This window comes from Amycolatopsis sp. 195334CR, from assembly GCF_017309385.1.
Taxonomy (GTDB): domain Bacteria; phylum Actinomycetota; class Actinomycetes; order Mycobacteriales; family Pseudonocardiaceae; genus Amycolatopsis.
In genome coordinates, this window is sequence record NZ_JAFJMJ010000002.1 from 1,275,228 (window position 1) to 1,293,840 (window position 18,613).

Below are 18,613 nucleotides of genomic sequence, written 5' to 3' on the forward strand. Positions count from 1 at the left end.
GGCGGCCGTCCACGGTAGGCGCCTAACCGGTCAGCTGGTAGATCCGGAACCCGGGATTCTGGTAGACCAGCCGGAACGGGGGCCGGTCGAGCTCGCGCAGGCCCGGCGTGCGTTCCTTGCCGTGGAGCAGGGGCGTGGCGACCACGGCGTACCCGATGTCGTACCGGCGCACGAGTTCCCGCACCCGGGGATCGGTGGCCACCTCGTCGAACTTCTCCAGCAGCACCCAGCGGTCCGAGCCGGGCGGGTAGTTGCCGAAGTAGGGCACCACGGTCCGGCGGCCGACCAGGCCGTAGGACCAGGTGGAGCCGTCGCCGTTGTCGTTCATCACGGCGGTGCCCGGCGGCACGATCTCGGTGAGCCGCCGCAGGCCCGCCGCCACGTCCGGGGTGACCGGGCCCGGCCGGTACACCTCGCGCACGCGCTCGCCGTTCGCGAGCGCGTACCCGCCCGTCGCGCCCAGGTAGCCGGCCAGCAGCAGGACCGCCACGCGCCAGTCGCCGAGGCGGCGGCGCACCTCGTCCAGCAGGTACCCGGCGGCGACCGCGCCGACCACCGGCAGCACCGCGATCAGCCGGAAGCTGTCGTTCCACCACGGCGCGACCAGGTACCGGGTCACCGCGTGATCGGTGGACACCGACAGCACGTACAGCCCGGCGAACACCAGTGCCGCCGCTGTGGCCCACCGCCAGGCCGGGACGCGCACGAACACCAGCAGACCGCCGAACACCAGCACGGCCAGCACCCACTGCGCCGGTGGCGCCGCCTCGCCGGGCTGGGGGACCACACCGCCGAGCGTGAGCACCCGGAACAACGCGGTCCCGGCGTCGCTGCTCGCCGCCCAGAACGGCTGGAACGCGGCGACCCGCGGCGTCACCCGCAGCAGGCCGCCGAGCAACGGCAGCAGCACCAGCACGCAGAGCCCGAGCAGCACGCCCAACCTGGCCCAGTCGAGCGGGAAATCGCGCCGGTCCCGCAGGAGCAGCACCAGCACGCCGAACACCGCGAGCACCACGGCCGCGCTCGGGTGCACCACCAGCAGCCCGTTCGCGGCGAGCACGGCCATCGGCAGGACGCCGGTGTCGCCGGTCCTGAGCCAGCGCACCGCCAGTGCCAGTGCGGGCCCGACCAGGCAGAGCGCGAGTGCGTAGGGGTAGAGCCCGCCGTAGCTCCACAGCAGGTACGGCAGGTTGGCGAAGGTCGTGCTGACCACCACGGCCGATGCCACCGCGCCGGTGCGCAGGCCCAGCCCGGCGGCGAGCGCGGCGGTGCCCAGTGGCACCACCAGCGTGGCCACCGCGATGACCAGCCCGTTGAGCACGGCCGGTGGCGGCTGCCCGGTGAGGCCTTGCACGAGCGAACCGATCAGGTGGAACCCGTTGGGGTAGAAGAAATCCGGGTGGTCCTCGGCGATCGCGGCCAGGCCGGCCGGTGCCGGGTCACCGGAGTCGGTGAGGTGCTGGATCGCGTTGCCGTGGAAGCTCATGTCCCACACCTGGGACACCGCGTCCAGGCCGCGCATGCCCAGCGCCACGACCACCGCGCCGATCGCCGCGGCGACCACCACCGCCGGGCCGATGGTGAGAAAGCCCTTGCGCTGCCACGTTTCCGGCTCCGCGTTTCCCGTGTCGCGCAGCCAGGGCCGGGCGAGCGCGGCCACCGCCACCACGGCGGCCAGGAAGAGCAGGAAGGTCCACCACCGCCACGGCACGCCGAGCAGGCTGAACAGCGGCCCGGCGAGCCCGGCCAGGCCGCAGGTGAGCGCCGGGGCGGCCCCGAGCACCGCCCAGCCGCCGCGCCGCACGGCCGTGGCCAGCGCCAGTCCCGGCAGCCAGAGCACGCCGGGCACCACCAGCACGGTCACCACGGCGCACCCCCTGGCCGTCCACGCTAGGAACCGGATTGCCTTGGCGCAGCACCCATTCGAGCGGCGGCGCGGGTGATTCGACCTACTGCAGCGTCACGGTTTTGTACTCGACGTACTGGGTCAGGCCGACCGCGCCGTACTCGCGGCCGATGCCGCTGGACTTGAACCCGCCGAACGGGCCGTCGAAGCCGATCGAGGCGCCGTTGACGGTGACCGTACCGGTCCGTATCCGGCGCGCGAACGCGAGCGCGCGGGCTTCGTCGGCGGACCAGACACCGCCGGAAAGCCCGTACTCCGACTCGTTGGCGATGCGGACCGCGTCGTCTTCGGTGTCGTAGGGGATGACCACGAGCACCGGCCCGAAGATCTCCTCCCGTGCGATGCGCATCGAATTGTCGACGTCGGCGAACAGCGTCGGCGTGACGTAGTGGCCGTTTTCCAGCCCTGCCGGGACTTCCGGGCCGCCGGTGACCAGGCGGGCACCTTCCTCGACGCCGAGCCGGATGTAGTCGAGCACCCGCTGCTGCTGGCCCCGCCGCACCATGGGGCCGATGAACGTGTGCTCGTCGGCCGGATCGCCGACCCGCAGCGACTCCATCATTTCCTTCAGCGCGGCAACGACTTCTTCGTACCGGTCGCGCGGGGCGAGGATGCGGGTCTGCGCGATGCAGGCTTCGCCGTTGTTGAGCAGGGAACCGAACTTCAGCCCCGGCACGGCGGCGTCGAGATCGGCGTCGGGCAGCAGGACGGCGGCGGATTTCCCGCCCAGCTCCAGGCTGACCCGCTTGAGCTGCGCGCCGGCCAGCGAGGCGATCCGGCGACCGGCCGCGGTCGATCCGGTGAACGCGATCTTGTCCACGCCGGGGTGCCGGACCAGGTACTCACTGGTTTCCCGGTCGGCGGGCAGCACGCTGATCACGCCCTCGGGCAGGCCGGTCTCCTCGAGCAGGCGCGCGAGCAGGTTCATCGTCAGCGAGTTCTCCGGCGACACCTTGAGCACCACGGTGTTGCCCGCGAGCAGGGCGGGGAGGACCTTCGCCAGCGCGGCCGAGAACGGGGAGTTCCACGGGATCACCGCGGCGACCACGCCGATCGGCTCGCGGCGGACGATCGACCGCTGGGGGCCGCCGGGCAGGGCCTCCTCCCAGGCCAGCTCCTCGGCGGCCTTGAGGTACGCGTCGGCCTGGCGGGTCAGGCCGGTCTGCCCGGCGTGGGTGAACCAGCGCGCGGAACCGTTCTCCGTGCTGGTCAGGTCTGCGATTTCCGCCGCGTGTGCCTTGCGCAGTTCGGTGAGCCGCCGGACGGCCGCGATCCGGTCGGCCGGGGCCAGTCGCGGCCAGGGACCTTCGTCGAAGGCCTTCCTGGCGGCGGCGACCGCGCGATCGATGTCCGCCGGGAGCGCCTGCGCGGCGCGGCCGAGCAGCGATCCGTCGTGCGGGGAGGTGATGTCCAGCAGGTGCGGGTCGCTCGGCTTGGTCCACGAGCCCCCGAGGAAAAGCTTGTCGTCAGTAATCACGGTCTCGACGGTACCACTTAAGTGTCACACCTGTGTGGCAGTAAATGTTGTACCTGTCACGTCGTGGTGTAGGTTGCCGGTATGAGGGCTGACGCCAAACGGAACCTGGAGCTGGTGCTGACCACCGGCGCCCGCATGCTCGCCGAAGACCCGTCGGCGAGCATCGCCGCCATCGCGGCCGAAGCCGGGGTCGACCGGCGCACGGTGTACCGCCGCTTCGCCTCCCGCGACGAACTGCTGGCCGCGGTGTACGAGGCGCGGCTCGACGCCATCGAAGCGGCGATCGAGGCGGCGCGGCTGCGCGAAGCCCCGTTCCCGGTGGCGATCCACCGCTACGTCGAGGGCATCATCGAGGTCAACCGCACCTGGCCGGTCGACCTCGGGCTCATGCTCGCGGACCCGTCCGTCCACAAGCGACGCGACCGGGCGATCGCCGAGGTGGACGCGTTCCTGCGCCGGGCCGTCGAGCAGGGCTTCCTCCGGCAGGACGGCCCGGACGGCTGGGCGGGCACGGTACTCGGCACGCTCCTGCGCGTCGGCGCCCGCGACCTGCCGGGAAGCGCGTCCCAGGCCGCCGACGTGCTGGTGCGTACCTTCGTGAGCGGTTTCGGGGGTTAGGCGGTGTCCGGCAAGTCACGCTCGCGGTCTTCGCGCCCAGGCGGCCCCTGGCGGCACCGGGCCTTCGGCCGAGTACGGCCAGTACGAGGCCGAATGCCCGGCACCGCCAGGAACCACCTGGATCACGAAGCCCATCGAGCAGACTCGCCGGACACCGCCTAAAGCGCGCCCAGTTCCGCGGTCAGGTCGTCGAGACCGAGCGCGCCCGCCGAAAGGGCGGCCATGTGCCACGCCTTCGCGTCGAAGTCGGCGCCCTTGGCGGTGCGTGCGGCTTCCCGGCCGTCGAGCCAGGCGCGCTCGCCGAGTTTGTAGCTGATCGCCTGCCCCGGCCTGCCCAGGTATCGGGTGATCTCGCTGTCGATGTACGAGTCCGGCTCGCTGCTGTACGCGGCGAACAGCGCGCGGCCCAGTTCCGGCGTCCAGGTCTGCCCGGCGCCCACCGGCGAGTCACCGGGGATCGGCAGCGACAGGTGCATGCCGATGTCGATGATCACCCGGATGGCCCGCATCAGCTGCGCCTCCAGGTACCCCAGCCGCGCGCCGGGCTCACGCAGGTGCCCGAGTTCGTCCATCAGCCGTTCCGCGTACAGCGCCCAGCCCTCGGTGCACGCGCTGACCCCGCCGATGCCCGCCTGGAACACCGACAGCCGGTCGGCCAGGTGCGCCCACTGCGCCAGCTGCAGGTGGTGCCCCGGCACACCCTCGTGGTACCAGGTGCTGACCAGGCTCCACAGCGGGAAGCTGGTCCGCCCGAGCGTCGGCAGGTAGGTGCGGCCGGGCCGGGTGAACGACCGGTCGGGGCGCACGTAGTACGGCGCGGCGGCGCTGCCCGGCGGCGCCTCGTGCGCCTCCACCCGGCGGATCGGCTCGGCCAGGTCGAAGTGCGTGCCGTCCAGGTCGCGGATCGCCTCGTCCATCAGGCCCTGCAGCCGGGCCAGGATCGCGGGCACGCCCTCGATCCGCTCGCCGTGCTCGTTCAGGTGCGCCATCGCTTCGCCGACCGACGCGCCGGGCAGCACCCGCGAGGCCTCTTCGACGATCTCCGCGCGCAGCCGGTGGAACTCGGCCCAGCCCCATTCGTAGGCCTGCACCGGGTCGAGGTTCGACCCGGTCCACTGCCGCGCGGTCACCCGGTACCGCTCCTCGCCGACACCGTCCGGGGTGCCCTCGGTGCGCGGCAGGTACTCCTCGCCCAGCCAGCGGCCCAGCTCACGGACGGCGTCCCCGGCCTGGTCGGCGGCGCGGTCGAGGTCGGCCCGCAGTGAATCGGGGACCTCGGCCTTCGCGGCCAGCCCGGCGAACCAGCCCCGCCCGCCTTCGACCGCCGACCAGTCGGCCAGCTGCCCGGCCACGGTCCGCGCCTGGCGGGGCGCGGCGGTCGTCCCGCGGTCCGCGCCCGCGCGCAGGGACTCGGTGTACCCGGCCAGTGCCGCCGGCACGTTCGCCATCCGCCGCGCGATCACCGCCCAGTCCTCGTCGGTGGCCGTCGGCATCATGGTGAACACCATCCGGCTGATGTGCACCGGGCCCATGATGTTGGAGACGTCGCGCAGGTGCTCGCCCGATTCGCTGACCGCCAGGTTCGAGCCGAGCCGCTCGCGCAGCAGCCGCGCGCAGCGCCGCTCGTCGTCCCCGCCGGGCTCGCCGGTCCCGTCCAGCGCGTCCAGCGCCGTCAGGGTGCGCCGGTCCAGGTCGTCACGGGCGCGCTGGCCGTCGGGGGAGAAGTCGGGCATCCGGTCGTCACCGGGGCGCAGGCCGGTCATCGTGCCGATGACCGGGTTCAGCTCGGCCAGGTCGTTCGAGTAGGAGTCGGCGAGGTCGCGGATCGCGCGGGAGGAGGCCATGCCGCACCGTATCTTGGTGCGGTGGAACCAGGTGAGGTGATCGCGGAGCGCTACCGGCTCGTCTCGCTGATCGGGCGCGGCGCGATGGGCGCCGTCTGGCTGGCGCACGACGACCGGCTGGACCGCCGGGTGGCGGTGAAGCAGCTGCTGGTGGACGGCGAGGACGCGGTCGCGCGGGCGCTGCGCGAGGGCCGCAACGCCGGGCGCCTGCGTCATCCCCACGCGGTCGCGGTGTTCGACGTCGCCGAGCACGACGGCAGGCCGTGCCTGGTCATGGAGTACCTGCCGTCGACGAGCCTGGCCGCCACCGCAGGACTGCGTCCGCGCGAGGTGGCCGCGATCGGCGCGCAGCTGGCCTCCGCGCTCGCCGCGGCGCACGCGGCCGGCATCGTGCACCGCGACATCAAGCCGGACAACGTCCTGATCGCGGTGGACGGCACGGCGAAGATCACCGACTTCGGCATCTCCCGCGCCGAGGGCGAGGCCGCGGTGACCGCGACCGGCGTGCTGGCCGGCACGCCCGCGTACCTGGCGCCGGAGGTGGCCCGCGGCCGCGAAGCCGACAAGCGGTCCGACGTGTTCTCGCTCGGCGCCACGCTTTACGCCGTGCTCGAAGGAACTCCGCCGTTCGGCGTCGAGGACAACGCGATCGCGATGCTGCACAAGGTCGCCGGTGGCACGATCACCCCGCCCCGGCGGTCCGGGGAGCTGGCCGGTGCGTTGCGCTGGCTGCTGCACGAGGACCCGGCGGCACGGCCGTCGATGGCCGCCGCCCAGGAGGCGCTGGCCGCGGCCGCCGAGGGCCGGGAGATGGCGCCGCCGTCACCGACGCTCCTGCTGCCCACCCGGCGCGGGCCCTCCCGCCGGACGATCCTGGTGGGGGCGGGCGGCGCGGTACTGGTGGCGGCCGGGGTGCTGGCCGGCTCGCTGCTCACCAGCCCGGACTCCACCGGATCGGCGGCCCCACCGGCGACTTCCTCCTCGGCGGCGGAACCGCCGGCCTGCACCGCGCGGTTCACCGTCGGCGGTTCCTGGCCGGACGGCTACCAGTCGGCGGTGACCGTCCGGAACGAGGGGACCCGCACCATCACCGGCTGGCAGCTGAGCTGGACGATGCCCGACGGGCACCGGGTCGCGAACCTGTGGGGCGGCCAGTTCACCCAGACCGGCTCGGCGGTGGCGGTGACCAACGCCGACTACAACGTCACGATCCCCGCGGGCGGGTCGGTGGAGGTGGGCATGACCGTGGCCGCCTCGACCGAGACCCGCGACGCGCCCGAGGTCCGCTGCACCGAGGATTGACAGCGCCCTCGAACTGAAACTAGGTTGGTTACAGTTCGAAGGGAGTGCGGGTGGGACTCAGCAGCCGGAGCGCGGTCGCGATCCACGCGCTGACGTTCCTCGCGCGCTGGGAAGACCGCTCGATGACCTCGGCGGAGATCGCGGAGAGCCTGGCGGGGAACGCGGTGCTGGTGCGCCGCATCCTCGGCGGCCTGCGTGACGCCGGGCTGGTGGTGGCCACGGAAGGGCGTGGCGGCGGCTGGACCCTGGCGCGCCCGCCGCGGCAGATCACGCTCTACGACGCCTATGCCGCCGTCGAGGGCGGTCCGGTGCTGTCGCGGCACGCGCATCCGCCGAGCGACGCCTGCGAGGTCGGACGGCACATGCAGGCACTGGTGGACACGGAGTTCCAGAACGCGGAGCGCGCGATGGAGGAGCGGCTCGGCCGGACCACCATCGCGGACCTGGTCCAGCAGGTGGTCGCGATCGAGCGCGCGCGGTAACGCCTTTTTTATTTACCCAAACTGTCACCGTCGTGGTTGCAGTTTCAACCTGGGAGGAATCCTCGTCATGACAGCCATTCCGGCCGCGGCCGGTACGCGAAGCCTGCTGGCGGTGCTGCTGCCGTCGATGCTCGTCACGGTCATCGCCAGCGACATGGTCAACCTCGTGCTGCCGTCGATCGGCGCGGAGTTCGGCGCCTCGGAGGCCGAGTTGGCCTGGGTGGTCACCGGGTTCCTGCTGGTGTTCGCGGTCGGGATCCCGTTCTACGGCCGGATTTCCGACCGGATCGGCCTGCGGCGCCTGTTCGCCTTCGCGCTGCTGACCTACGCGGTGGGGAGTGCGCTCAGCGCGCTCGCCCCGGATCTGCTGGTCCTGGTGCTGGGGCGGGTGGTGATGGGAACGGGCGCGGCCGCGATCCCGGTGCTCTCGATCGTCGCGGTGACCAGGCTGATGCCCGCCGACCGGCGGGGGACGGGCATCGGCGTGGTCTCCGCGGCGGCCGGGATCGGCACCGCGGCCGGACCGGCGCTCGGCGGCGGGATCGGGCAACTGCTCGGCTGGCCCGCGTTGTTCTGGCTGATGGCCGGGGCGGCGGTGGTCCTGCTGCCCGCGGCCTGGCGGGTCCTGCCGGACGACGTGCCGCCGGGCGCGGAACCGTTCGACCTGCTCGGGGGTGTCCTGCTGGGACTGGGCGCCGGTGCCGTCCTGCTGGGCATCACGCAGGCGCAGGTGGCCGGGTTCGGCGCGGTGCTGGGGTGCCTCGCGGTGGCGGTGCCGGCGCTGGTGCTCTTCGGGTGGCGCACGGTTCGCGTGCCGCGGCCGTTCGTGCCACCGGCGTTGTTCGGCAACCGCGTTTACCGGGTCGCGGTGGTGGTCGCGTTCCTGGCGATGGTGGTGAATCTGGGCGGGCTGGTCTTCGTGCCGCTGCTCGTGGTCGAGGTCGAGGGGCTGACGCCGGGGGAGGGCGCGCTGGTGATGGTTCCGGCCGGGCTCGCGGTGGCCGCGCTGTCGCCGGTGATCGGCCGCCTCGCCGACCGGATCGGCACCCGGCCGCTGGTGTTGTCCGGGCTGGCGGTGATGGGGTTGTTCGCGGTGTTCCTGGCGGTTTTCGCGAATTCGGTGGTGCTCGCCGGCGTGGGCGTGCTCGGGCTCGGCGCGGGGTTCATTTTTGTGCTGACCCCGATCATCAGCGCCGCGGCGAGTGCTTTGCCCGCCGAGCAGACCGGGATCGGCCTGGGAATTCTGCAGGGCGCGCAATTCCTCGGCGCGGGCACCGGTCCGGCGTTGTTCGGCGCGCTGGTGACGGCGAATGGTGGTGGCCGTGCCGCGTACTCGGTGGCGTTCGCGGTGATGGCGGCGGTCGTGGCGCTCGCTTTTGCCTTCGCCTGGCGAATGCGGGCCGGTCTCCCCGGATCGGGGTAGGGAAATTGCGCGGATCTCGCCCGGTCGGGGGTATTTCCCTCATTCGATTGCGTGCCGGCGGCTCGCCGGGCCGATGATCGTGATCATGCGTGTTCGGCGTTTTGCCTCGATTTCCGCCGGTGCGGCCGCCGCGGTTTGTGTGGTGGCGGCCGTGGTGGTCGCCCCCGGTGCGATCGCGGCACCGTTGCCCGGCGGGCTCGGGCCCTGTGTGGGGGACGCCTGTCCCGGGAAGTACCCGCCGGTCAACAACGGCGGGTTCGCCGGGCGCGACAACGGGATCAACGTCTACGTCGGCGGCGGGTTCCAGGTGCGCGGCTCGGCGGCGGAGGCCGAGGGCCGGGTGGTCGTGCTCGGGGACTTCGACCAGGCGAAGGCGGCCGGAGCGTCCTCTGTGTACAACGTCGGCATCGCCGGGGTGGGGTCCAGGGTGCCGCCGCCGGACGGCGCGGACTTCCTGACCACCGGTGGTGGCGTGAGCGTGGCCGCGGGCCAGCGGTTGCTCGCCGACGGCGGGGTGGTCCGGCACGCGGGCGCGCTGACCGGCACGGTGACCGGGCGGCTGGAGCAGGACCCGGACGCGGCCAAGCCGTACCTCGGCCTGCGGGCGGACCTGGCGGCGGCGAGCCAGTGCTACGCCCACGCGGAACCCGACCCTCGGCCCGCCACCGGCACCGCGCGGAACCAGGGGTACCGCACGCTGTTCACCGGGGACGGGCAGTCGGCGCTGCAGGTGTTCACTGTGGACTTCGACCTGACCGCGGCCGGTGGCGGGATGCAGGGGATCGAGTTCGAAGGCATCCCGGCCGGGGCGACCGTGCTGGTCAACCTGCTCGGCGGGGCCAGGACGATCAACACCTACACCGGTGACCTCGATGACCGGGATCCGCTGAACCAGCTGCGGGAGCGGCTGCTGTGGAACTTCCCGGACGCCACGCAGGTGAAGATCGCCGGGGGCGCGCAGTTCCAGGGGAGCGTGCTGGTCGGGAATCCGGAGAGCCTGACCACGGTCACGGCGTCCGGGGTGAACGGCCGCTTCTTCACCACCGGCTCGCTCCTGCACACTTCCGAGGCGACGGGCGGGGGTGGTCAGGAGTTCCATGCCTACCCCTTCACCGGCGACCTCCCCGACTGCGACCCCACCGAGCCCCCCACCACCACGACCGACCCCACGACCACCACAACCGACCCGACCACGACCGACCCCACCACGACCACTGACCCCACCACGACGACCACCGACCCGACGACCACCACCGACCCGACGACGACCACCACCGACCCGACGACCACCACCACCGACCCGACCACGACGACCACCGAGCCGACCACGACGACCGAACCCACCACGACCACCACGGACCCGACCACCACAACCACCGAGCCCACGACCACCACCACGGACCCGACGACCACGACCACCGAGCCCACCACCACCGACCCCACGACCACCGAGCCGACCACCACCACGGGCCCCACGACGACGGACCCGACCACCCCCACCAGCATCGGGCCGACCACGACCAAACCGACCGGCCCCACCACCCACCCGACCGGCACCGTGACCACCAAGCCGGTCACCTCGAGCAAAACCCCCGCCGCGGTCCATTCCAACGGCCCCCTGGCGTCCACCGGCATCGACGTCCGTGCCCCACTACTCCTCGGCGCGGGCCTGCTCCTGGCGGGCATCGTGCTGGTGACCATCGCGATCCGCCGCAAGCGGAACGGGTGATGCGGCGTGAACGATCCTCAGTGATCCGCGAGGCTCCGGAGGTGCGCGCGCAGCACGGCGTGCATCAGCTCCGGCGTCATCCGGTCCGGCTGGACCACTCCGTCGGTGAGCAGGCCGTCGATGAGCGCGCCGAGCCGTTCGACCTCCAGGTCCAGGTCGAGGCCGTCGCGCAGGCCGCCGTGCCGGGCGGAGCCTTCGAGCACGCGGCGCATCAGCCACCGCGTGCCGTCGTAGAGCTTGCGCAGCTGCGGGCGCAGGCGCGGGCTCGTCCGCGCGGCGTCGGCGAAGGCGAGCCAGACGACGGCCTCGGTGTGCCGCTCCTCGTCCGCGGGCAGTAGTTCGGCGAGCAGGTCCTCGACCGCGGCCAGGCGCGCTTCGGGGGAGGGCGCGCTCTTGGCCAGATCGACCTTGGCCAGCACACGGGCGGAGATCCGCTCGATGAAGACCTCCAGCGCGAACTCGATCATCTCCTCGCTGCCGGTGAAGTAGTGCCGGACCGAGCCGGTGGCGAGCCCGGCCTGGGCGGCGACGTTGCGCAGGGAGGCCTGGGGCAGTCCGCGCGCGGCGACCACCCGGAACACCGCTTCGGCGACGGCGGTCCGCCGGGTTTCGGCATCGACGATCTTCGGCACGGTTGCCTTTGTAGCACACCCTTGCTAATTTAAATGGCACAGCTGAGCTAAAAAACAAGGGGGGCACCTTGCCTGGATGGCTGACCGTCGTACTGGTGGTCGCGGGAATCGGCTACACCATCGCCCGGCGCGCGATCGGCGAACCGCTCGCCGCGCGCGACCTGTTCGCCGCGCCGCTGATCCTGGTGGCGCTCGGCGTGCACCGGGTCGCCGAGCACGGGCACCTCGCCGTCGCCGACTGGTTCTGGCTCGCCTGCACCACCGCGGTGGGCCTCGCCTTCGGCGTGCTGCGCGGCACGACGGTGCGGTTGCTGGTCAAGGACGGCGTGCTCTGGCAGCGCTACCCCGCGAAGGCGTACCTGGTCTGGGTGCTGTCGCTGGCGGGCAACGGCGCGCTCGGTTTCGTGGCGCTGTCCGCCGGGATGGCGGGCGACCTCCGGTCGGTTCCGTTGTCCATGGGTGTCGGCCTGCTGGGGGAGGCGCTGGCGATCGGCGCGCGGGGGCTGGCCGCCGGCGTGCCGTTCGCGCCCAGCGGCACCGGTCATCCCGGGCTGCTGGCGGCCCGCGCCTCGCGACCGGCCGAACTGCCCGACGCGCCCACCCTGCGGCGGTCGTTGGTGACCCTGTCCGGTGGGGCGCGCTGATCCCGCGCCTACCATCGACGCGTGGCAGAGCCCGCCGAACCCAGGTCAGCCGACTTCCTGTCCTTTGTGGAGGTCGCACTCGACCGGACGCAGGAACGGCTGCCCGGCACCGACCGGGCGGCGATGGCCATGGTGCTGCTGACCCACCGGGTGGCGAACGCGCTCGTCTACGACCTGGAGTCGACCGTGCACCGCCCGGCCGGGTGGAGCTGGTCGGCCTTCCGGCTGCTGTTCACGCTGTGGGTGTCCGGGCCGCAGGAACCCAGCCGCGCCGCCGAGCTGACCGGGATGAGCCGGGCCGCGGTGTCCAGCCTCGCCAAGACGCTTACCGCCTCCGGCCTGCTCGACCGCGTACCCGGCGAGCGTGACCGGCGGGCTGTGCTGCTCGGCCTCACCGACGTCGGCCGGGAGCGGCTGGAAGAGGCCTTTCAGCGGCACAACCACCGCGAGACCTCCTGGGCCGGGCTGCTCGAACCCGCCGAGCTGGAGGCGCTGAACCGCATCCTCACCAAGCTCGCCACGGCCGCGCACAGCGAGGACTGGGTCAACCTGCGCTTCTGAACCTGTGACCCGGCTCACCCTGGTGCCCGTGGTCCTGGTCACGTACGTTCCCGGTTAATCAAACCTTTGATTATCTGCCGGGAGGGGTTGCGATGACGCAACTGCGGCGCGTGGTCGGCGCGAGCCTGGTCGGCACCACCATCGAGTGGTACGACTTCTTCATCTACGCCTCGGCCGCCGGGCTGGTGTTCGGCACGCAGTTCTTCCCCGCGCTGGACGACACGGCGGCACTGCTGGCCTCGTTCGCCACGCTCGGCGTGAGCTTCGTGGCGCGGCCGATCGGCGGGGTCGTCGCCGGGCACCTCGGCGACCGCTACGGGCGCAAGGCCGTGCTGGTGGCCACGCTGCTGCTGATGGGCGTGTCCACGGTCGGCGTCGGGCTGCTGCCGCCGTACGGTTCGATCGGCGTGGCCGCGCCCGTGCTGCTGGTCGTTCTCCGCCTGCTGCAAGGACTTTCCGCCGGTGGGGAATGGGGCGGGGCCGCGCTGATGTCGGTGGAGCACGCGCCGCCGGGGCGCCGCGGGTTCTTCGGCTCGTTCCCGCAGATCGGCGTGCCGATCGGGCTGCTGCTGGCGAACCTGGTGTTCTTCGCGGTGTCCTCGTTCACCACCGCCGAGCAGTTCCAGGCATGGGGCTGGCGCATCCCGTTCCTGCTCTCGGTGGTGCTGATCGCGGTCGGGTTCTTCGTGCGCGCCAGGGTTTCCGAGAGCCCGGTGTTCACCGAACTGCGGGACCGGCGGCAGCGGCGGTCGGCGCCGCTGCCGGAGTTGTTCCGCACGAACCGGCGTGAGCTGGTCGTCGCGATCGGGCTGTTCATCGCCAACAACATGGTCGGCTACATCCTGATCGCGTTCATCAACTCCTACGGCACGCGCACGCTGGGCCTGCCGAGCTCGTCGATGCTGCTGGTCGGCATGGTGGGCGCGGTAGCGTGGGGCGTGTTCACCCTGCTCGCCGGACGGTGGTCCGACACCTGGGGCCGCCGCCGCACCTACCTCGTCGGCACGCTCGCGATGGCGGCGTGGACCTTCCCGTTCTTCCTGCTCTTCGACACCCGGTCGATGCCGCTGATGCTGCTTTCGGTGGTCGTGCTCGCGTTCGGGCTCGGGCTGACCTACGGCCCGCAGGCCGCCACCTACGCCGAACTGTTCCCGGCTTCCGTGCGCTACAGCGGGGTTTCCTTCGCCTACGCGTTCGGTGCCATCCTCGGCGGCGGCTTCGCGCCGCTGGTCGGAACCTGGCTGATCGGCGTCACCGGCACTTCTTTGTCGGTGTCGGGGTACATGCTGCTCGCGTGCCTGATCACCTTCGCCGCCGTACTCGCCCTGCGCGAGCGCCCCGCCCCCGAGCGCGAGGCGTTCGTGCTGGCGACCGGCTGAACCCGCACCACGAAAGGGACGACCATGGCCAAGCCGTTCGCATCCTCCGCCGACACCACCGCCAAGGAGCAGACCCTGGAGGTGCTCGCCGACGGGGTCTACGCCCTGACCGCCGAGGGCGACCCGAACATCGGGGCGATCGAGGGCGAGGACTTCCTCGTCTGCTTCGAAGCACTCGCCACGCCCGTCGCCGCGCGCAAGTGGCTGGCGAAACTGCGCGAGCACACCGACAAGCCGGTGCGCTACCTGGTCCTTTCGCACTACCACGCGGTGCGCGTACTGGGCGCCAGCGCGTTCGACGCCGAGACGATCGTCGCGCACGAGACCACCGCCGCGCTCATCGCCGAACGCGGGAAACAGGACTGGGAAAGCGAATTCGCCCGCATGCCGCGGCTGGCCGAGGCCGCCGAGTCGGTGCCCGGCCTCACCTGGCCCACGCTCACCTTCGCCGACCGCCTCACCATCGACCTCGGTGGCGACCGCGGCGAGCTGGTGCTGCGGTGGCATGGGCGAGGGCACACCGAGGGCGACATCACCGCCTGGCTGCCGCGGCGGAAGATCCTGTTCGCCGGCGACCTCGTGGAGGCCGAGGCGGCGCTGTACACGGGTGACGCCTTCCACCGCGACTGGGCCACCGGCACGCTGGACGCGGTGAAGGCACTCGGCGCGGAGCAACTGGTCGGCGGGCGCGGCGCGGTCAGCCGCGGCCGCGAGGCCGTGGACGCCGCGATCGAGCAGACCCGCGGCTTCCTGGAGGTGATGATCCGCGAGGTCGGTGCCGTGCAAGAGCGCGGTGGCACGCTCAAGGAGGCCTTCGAAGCCACGCACGCGGCGCTGGTGGACGACTACGGCCACTGGCCGATCTTCGAGCACTGCCTGCCGTTCGACGTCTCGCGTCTGTGGGACGAGCTGTCCGGTATCGAGCGGCCGGTCATCTGGACCGCCGAACGGGACCGGGAGGTGTGGGCGCAACTGCAGGGCTGAGCCACCGAACCGAATGAGGGGAGTCCCGTGGCCGGACCGTGGCCGCTGGAGCCGGTTCTCGTCGTGGGCGCGGGACCGGTCGGCCAGACCACCGCCCTGCTGCTCGCGCGGTGGGGTGTGCCCTCGATCGTGCTCGACCGGCGCGCCGCCCGGGACGCGGTCGGCTCCAAGGCGATTTGCCAGCAGCGCGACGTGCTCGACATCTGGGAGGCGGTCGGCGCGGGCCGCCGGATCGCCGCCGAGGGCCTCACCTGGACCACTGCGCGCACCTTCCACGGCGAGGCCGAGCTGTTCAGCTACACCTTCGCCGAGCCGGGCGCGCCGGTGTTCCCGCCGTTCGTAAACCTGTCGCAGACCCGGACCGAGGAGATCCTCGACGAGCGGATCGCCGAGGAGCCGCTGGTGGACCTGCGCTGGGGCCACGAGGTCACCGGCATCCGCCAGGACGACGGCGGGGTGACCGTGCGGGTGGGGGGCCGCGAGCTGCGCGGGTCCTACCTGGTCGTGTGCGCCGGGGCCCGTGGTGACGAACTGCGCCGCCAGCTCGGGGTGCGCTTCGAGGGGCAGTCCTTCGACGACCGGTTCCTGATCTGCGACATCCGCGCCGACCTGCCCGGCTGGGCCACCGAACGGCGGTTCTACTTCGACCCCGCGTGGAACCCCGGCCGCCAGGTGCTCATCCACCCGTGCCCGGAGTCGACCTTCCGCATCGACTGGCAGGTCCCGGCGGACTACGACCTCGAAGCCGAGGCGGGCTCCGGCGCGCTGGACGCGCGGATCCGGCAGATCATCGGTGACCGCGACTACGAGATCGTCTGGAAATCGGTCTACCGCTTCCACTCCCGGGTGGCCGACCGCCTGCGCCGCGGCCGGGTACTGCTCGCCGGGGACGCGGCGCACCTGGTCTCGCCGTTCGGCGCGCGCGGCCTGAACTCCGGGGTCGGCGACGCGGAGAACGCGGCGTGGAAGCTCGCCTACGCCGGCCGCGGCTGGGCCACGGAGGACCTGCTGGAGACCTACCACGACGAACGGCACGCGGCAGCACGCGAGAACATCGAGGTCACCACAGCGACCATGGATTTCCTGGTGCCACCGGACGAAACCCGGGCGCGGCGGCGGAGCGCGGTGCTGGCGCGGGCGGCCGCCGACCCGGAAGCGCGGGCGCAGGTGGATTCCGGACGGCTGGCCGAGCCGTTCTGGTACGTCGATTCCCCGTTGACCACACCGGATCCACGACGCCCCTTCGACGGCCGTCCACCCCGCGGCGGGGTGCCGCGGGCCGGGCCGGGCGTGTTGCTGCCGGACGCGCCGGTGGTCGTGCCCGGAGCCGGGCCGACGCGGGCACGGGCGCTCGCGCGGGACGGTTTCCTGGTGCTGACCACCGTCGAGGTGGACAGCCCGGTGCGCGTGCTCAAGCTCGCCGAAATCGATCCGGACGGTGCGCTGACGGCCGCGCTCGGCGCCCGGCCGGGGGAAATCTGGCTGGTCCGGCCGGACGCGCACATCGCCGCGGTGCTCACCGACCCGGCGGAGCTCACGGTGGCGCTGGACCGCGCCACCTGCCGATACAGTGGACCCGTGTCCAGGACGGAGCCGGTATGAGAATCCCTGCTGTGGTAAGGAATTTGTGCGACGACGCGGCGGTGTTTCCCCCGGGGCTCGCGCCGCTGCCGGACGCCGTCCGGGCCTACCTCGACCGGGCGGGTGCCTGGTACGAGGACCTGGTCGGCCCGCTCGTGCTCGCGGCGAAGGCCCTCCCCGAACTCGGCGCGCTGCTGCCGGACGACGGCAGGCGGCTGCCCCTGTCGCTGACCCTGCCGGACGGGCCCGCCGGGCTGCCCGGTGCGCTGGCCGAGCTGGCGCCGCTCCCGGTCGACCTGCGGTCGATCGAGGTCGCCGTGCCCGCCGAACTGGGCAGCCGCGAGTTCCTGACCCAGCTCGACGGCGCGCCCGACGTCGACGTCTACGTCGAGATCCCGCGAGACGACCGGCGTCCTGAGCTCCTCGACGGGATCGCGGGCCGCTACCGCGCCAAGTTCCGCACCGGCGGGGTGCGGGCGGAGATGTACCCGGACGAAGCCGAGCTGGCCGCCGCGGTCGCCGCCGTGGTGGCGGCGGGCATCCCGTTCAAGGCCACCGCCGGGCTGCACCACGCGGTGCGCAACACCGACCCGGAAACCGGCTTCGAGCAGCACGGCTTCCTCAACCTCCTGCTCGCGACGGACAGCCTGCTCGCCGGTGGCTCCACCGAGAACGCGGCCGTCCTGCTGGCCGAACGCGACGGCGCGAAGATCGCCGGTACGCTCGCGGCGCTCGGACCGGAGCGCGTCGCCGCGGCACGTGCGGCGTTCACCTCGTTCGGCACCTGCAGCATCACCGACCCGCTCACCGAACTGGTGGAGCTGGGACTGGTCACCGCGCCGCGATCCGGCGCCGGTACGGAAGGGACGACCGCATGACCGTCATCGAGATCCCGCACGGCTCGCCGTTCGGCCGCGACAACCTGCCGTACGGGGTGTTCTCCCGCCCCGGCGAAGCGGCCAGGGTCGGCGTCCGGCTCGGCGATTCCGTGGTGGACCTCGCGATCCTGCTCGGTGACGAGCTGTTCGCCGCTCCTTCGCTGAACCCGTTCCTCGCCCAGGGCCGCGCCCGGTGGGACGAGGTGCGTGCCCGGATCGGTGAACTGCTGGCCGGTGACGTGCCCGCCGAGGCCGTGCACCCGGTCGGCGAGGTCCGGCTGCACCTGCCGTTCGAGGTCGGCGACTACGTGGACTTCTACGCTTCCGAGCACCACGCGTCCAACCTCGGCAGGCTGTTCCGGCCGGACTCCGAGCCGCTCACGCCGAACTGGAAGCACCTGCCCGTCGGTTACCACGGCCGCTCCGGGACCGTGGTGGTCTCCGGCACCGACGTGGTGCGGCCGTGTGGCCAGCGCAAGGCACCCGACGAGGCCGCGCCCACCTACGGCCCGAGCCGCCGCCTGGACATCGAGGCCGAACTGGGCTTCGTGGTGGGCGCCGGTTCGCCGCTGGGCGGGCGCATCGGCGTGGCGGAGTTCGCCGACCACGTCTTCGGCGCGGTGCTGGTCAACGACTGGTCCGCCCGTGACCTCCAGGCCTGGGAGTATGTCCCGCTCGGCCCGCACCTGGGCAAGAGCTTCGCCACCTCGGTCTCGCCGTGGGTGGTGCCGATGGCCGCGCTCGAAGCCGCCCGCGTGCCGCTGCCCGGCCAGGACCCGGAGCCGCTGCCGTACCTGCGCGGGGCGGACTGGGGGCTGGACATCGACCTGGCCGTGGTGTGGAACGGCGAGACCGTGGCCCGGCCGCCCTACCGCGAGATGTACTGGTCGCCCGCGCAGATGCTGGCGCACCTGACGGTCAACGGCGCGTCGACGCGCACCGGTGACCTGTTCGCCTCCGGGACGATCTCCGGCCCGGAGAAGGAGCAGCGCGGCGCGTTCATCGAACTCAGCTGGGGCGGGCGCGAGCCGATCACCGTCAAGGGCGAGGAGCGCACCTTCCTGGTCGACGGCGACGAGGTGACCATCACCGCCACCGCGCCCGGCCCTGACGGTGCGCGGATCGGCTTCGGCGAGGTCACCGGCACCATCCGCCCGGCCGTGGAGGGCTGAG

The 18,613-nt window shown here is 72.5% G+C and carries 16 protein-coding genes; 12 read left to right on the plus strand and 4 right to left on the minus strand.

Annotated features, from left to right (window positions below; genetic code table 11):
* Positions 1-22 precede the first annotated feature (22 nt).
* Positions 23-1,864, minus strand: a complete 1,842-nt coding sequence (locus tag JYK18_RS28975) for a DUF6541 family protein (RefSeq protein WP_206806607.1) — start codon at positions 1,862-1,864, stop codon at positions 23-25.
* A gap of 85 nt (positions 1,865-1,949) precedes the next feature.
* Positions 1,950-3,383, minus strand: coding sequence for an aldehyde dehydrogenase (locus JYK18_RS28980; RefSeq protein WP_206806608.1), 1,434 nt, complete (start codon positions 3,381-3,383; stop codon positions 1,950-1,952).
* Between the two features lie 81 nt (positions 3,384-3,464).
* On the opposite strand from JYK18_RS28980, the gene JYK18_RS28985 reads away from it, so the two are divergent.
* The gene (locus tag JYK18_RS28985) at positions 3,465-4,001 is read left to right on the plus strand and encodes a TetR/AcrR family transcriptional regulator (RefSeq protein ID WP_206806609.1); all 537 of its coding nucleotides are present in this window, start codon (positions 3,465-3,467) and stop codon (positions 3,999-4,001) included.
* A 158-nt stretch (positions 4,002-4,159) separates the two neighbouring features.
* Here the strand turns inward: JYK18_RS28985 and JYK18_RS28990 are convergent, their stop codons facing one another.
* On the minus strand, positions 4,160-5,845 hold the full coding sequence (locus tag JYK18_RS28990) for a DUF885 domain-containing protein (protein WP_206806610.1): 1,686 nt from the start codon (positions 5,843-5,845) through the stop codon (positions 4,160-4,162).
* Positions 5,846-5,866: 21 nt separating this feature from the next.
* On the opposite strand from JYK18_RS28990, the gene JYK18_RS28995 reads away from it, so the two are divergent.
* The 4 genes from JYK18_RS28995 (at position 5,867) to JYK18_RS29010 (ending at position 10,781) form a co-directional block, all read left to right on the plus strand.
* A complete protein-coding gene (locus JYK18_RS28995; RefSeq protein WP_206806611.1) occupies positions 5,867-7,147 on the plus strand; it encodes a serine/threonine-protein kinase in 1,281 nt (426 codons plus the stop codon).
* Positions 7,148-7,197: 50 nt separating this feature from the next.
* Positions 7,198-7,629 (plus strand): Rrf2 family transcriptional regulator, encoded by a 432-nt coding sequence (locus JYK18_RS29000; protein WP_206806612.1) that lies wholly within the window; start codon positions 7,198-7,200, stop codon positions 7,627-7,629.
* A gap of 67 nt (positions 7,630-7,696) precedes the next feature.
* On the plus strand, positions 7,697-9,052 hold the full coding sequence (locus JYK18_RS29005) for an MFS transporter (RefSeq protein WP_206806613.1): 1,356 nt from the start codon (positions 7,697-7,699) through the stop codon (positions 9,050-9,052).
* An 85-nt stretch (positions 9,053-9,137) separates the two neighbouring features.
* A complete protein-coding gene (locus JYK18_RS29010) occupies positions 9,138-10,781 on the plus strand; it encodes a choice-of-anchor A family protein (RefSeq protein ID WP_206806614.1) in 1,644 nt (547 codons plus the stop codon).
* 17 nt (positions 10,782-10,798) lie between these two features.
* Here JYK18_RS29010 and JYK18_RS29015 read toward each other — a convergent pair whose 3' ends face one another.
* On the minus strand, positions 10,799-11,413 hold the full coding sequence (locus tag JYK18_RS29015) for a TetR/AcrR family transcriptional regulator (RefSeq protein ID WP_206806615.1): 615 nt from the start codon (positions 11,411-11,413) through the stop codon (positions 10,799-10,801).
* 68 nt (positions 11,414-11,481) lie between these two features.
* Here JYK18_RS29015 and JYK18_RS29020 point away from each other — a divergent pair, with 68 nt between their 5' ends.
* The 7 genes from JYK18_RS29020 to fahA all read left to right on the plus strand — a co-directional run bounded on the left by JYK18_RS29020 (position 11,482) and on the right by fahA (position 18,612).
* On the plus strand, positions 11,482-12,057 hold the full coding sequence (locus JYK18_RS29020) for a DUF1453 domain-containing protein (RefSeq protein WP_206806616.1): 576 nt from the start codon (positions 11,482-11,484) through the stop codon (positions 12,055-12,057).
* A gap of 21 nt (positions 12,058-12,078) precedes the next feature.
* Positions 12,079-12,618, plus strand: a complete 540-nt coding sequence (locus JYK18_RS29025; protein ID WP_307796113.1) for a MarR family transcriptional regulator — start codon at positions 12,079-12,081, stop codon at positions 12,616-12,618.
* Between the two features lie 92 nt (positions 12,619-12,710).
* A complete protein-coding gene (locus tag JYK18_RS29030; protein WP_206806617.1) occupies positions 12,711-13,997 on the plus strand; it encodes an MFS transporter in 1,287 nt (428 codons plus the stop codon).
* Positions 13,998-14,021: 24 nt separating this feature from the next.
* Positions 14,022-14,981, plus strand: coding sequence for an MBL fold metallo-hydrolase (locus JYK18_RS29035; RefSeq protein ID WP_206806618.1), 960 nt, complete (start codon positions 14,022-14,024; stop codon positions 14,979-14,981).
* 27 nt (positions 14,982-15,008) lie between these two features.
* Positions 15,009-16,583: an FAD-dependent monooxygenase gene (locus tag JYK18_RS29040; protein ID WP_307796114.1), complete on the plus strand. Its 1,575-nt coding sequence runs from the start codon at positions 15,009-15,011 to the stop codon at positions 16,581-16,583.
* A complete protein-coding gene (locus JYK18_RS29045; protein ID WP_206806619.1) occupies positions 16,580-17,440 on the plus strand; it encodes a hypothetical protein in 861 nt (286 codons plus the stop codon). Before JYK18_RS29040 ends, JYK18_RS29045 begins: the two co-directional genes overlap by 4 nt.
* Positions 17,437-18,612, plus strand: a complete 1,176-nt coding sequence (gene fahA / locus JYK18_RS29050) for a fumarylacetoacetase (RefSeq protein WP_206806620.1) — start codon at positions 17,437-17,439, stop codon at positions 18,610-18,612. Before JYK18_RS29045 ends, fahA begins: the two co-directional genes overlap by 4 nt.
* The last annotated feature ends 1 nt before the right edge of the window (position 18,613 follow it).

Bases quoted from the DNA above. Each gene is read 5' to 3' on its own strand.
- JYK18_RS29045 (WP_206806619.1), top strand. From the start codon at position 16,580: ATGAGAATCCCTGCTGTGGTAAGGAATTTGTGCGACGACGCGGCGGTG.
- JYK18_RS29010 (WP_206806614.1), top strand. From the start codon at position 9,138: ATGCGTGTTCGGCGTTTTGCCTCGATTTCCGCCGGTGCGGCCGCCGCG.
- fahA (WP_206806620.1), top strand. From the start codon at position 17,437: ATGACCGTCATCGAGATCCCGCACGGCTCGCCGTTCGGCCGCGACAAC.
- JYK18_RS28990 (WP_206806610.1), bottom strand. From the start codon at position 5,845: ATGGCCTCCTCCCGCGCGATCCGCGACCTCGCCGACTCCTACTCGAAC.
- JYK18_RS29030 (WP_206806617.1), top strand. From the start codon at position 12,711: ATGACGCAACTGCGGCGCGTGGTCGGCGCGAGCCTGGTCGGCACCACC.
- JYK18_RS28985 (WP_206806609.1), top strand. From the start codon at position 3,465: ATGAGGGCTGACGCCAAACGGAACCTGGAGCTGGTGCTGACCACCGGC.
- JYK18_RS29005 (WP_206806613.1), top strand. From the start codon at position 7,697: ATGACAGCCATTCCGGCCGCGGCCGGTACGCGAAGCCTGCTGGCGGTG.
- JYK18_RS29035 (WP_206806618.1), top strand. From the start codon at position 14,022: ATGGCCAAGCCGTTCGCATCCTCCGCCGACACCACCGCCAAGGAGCAG.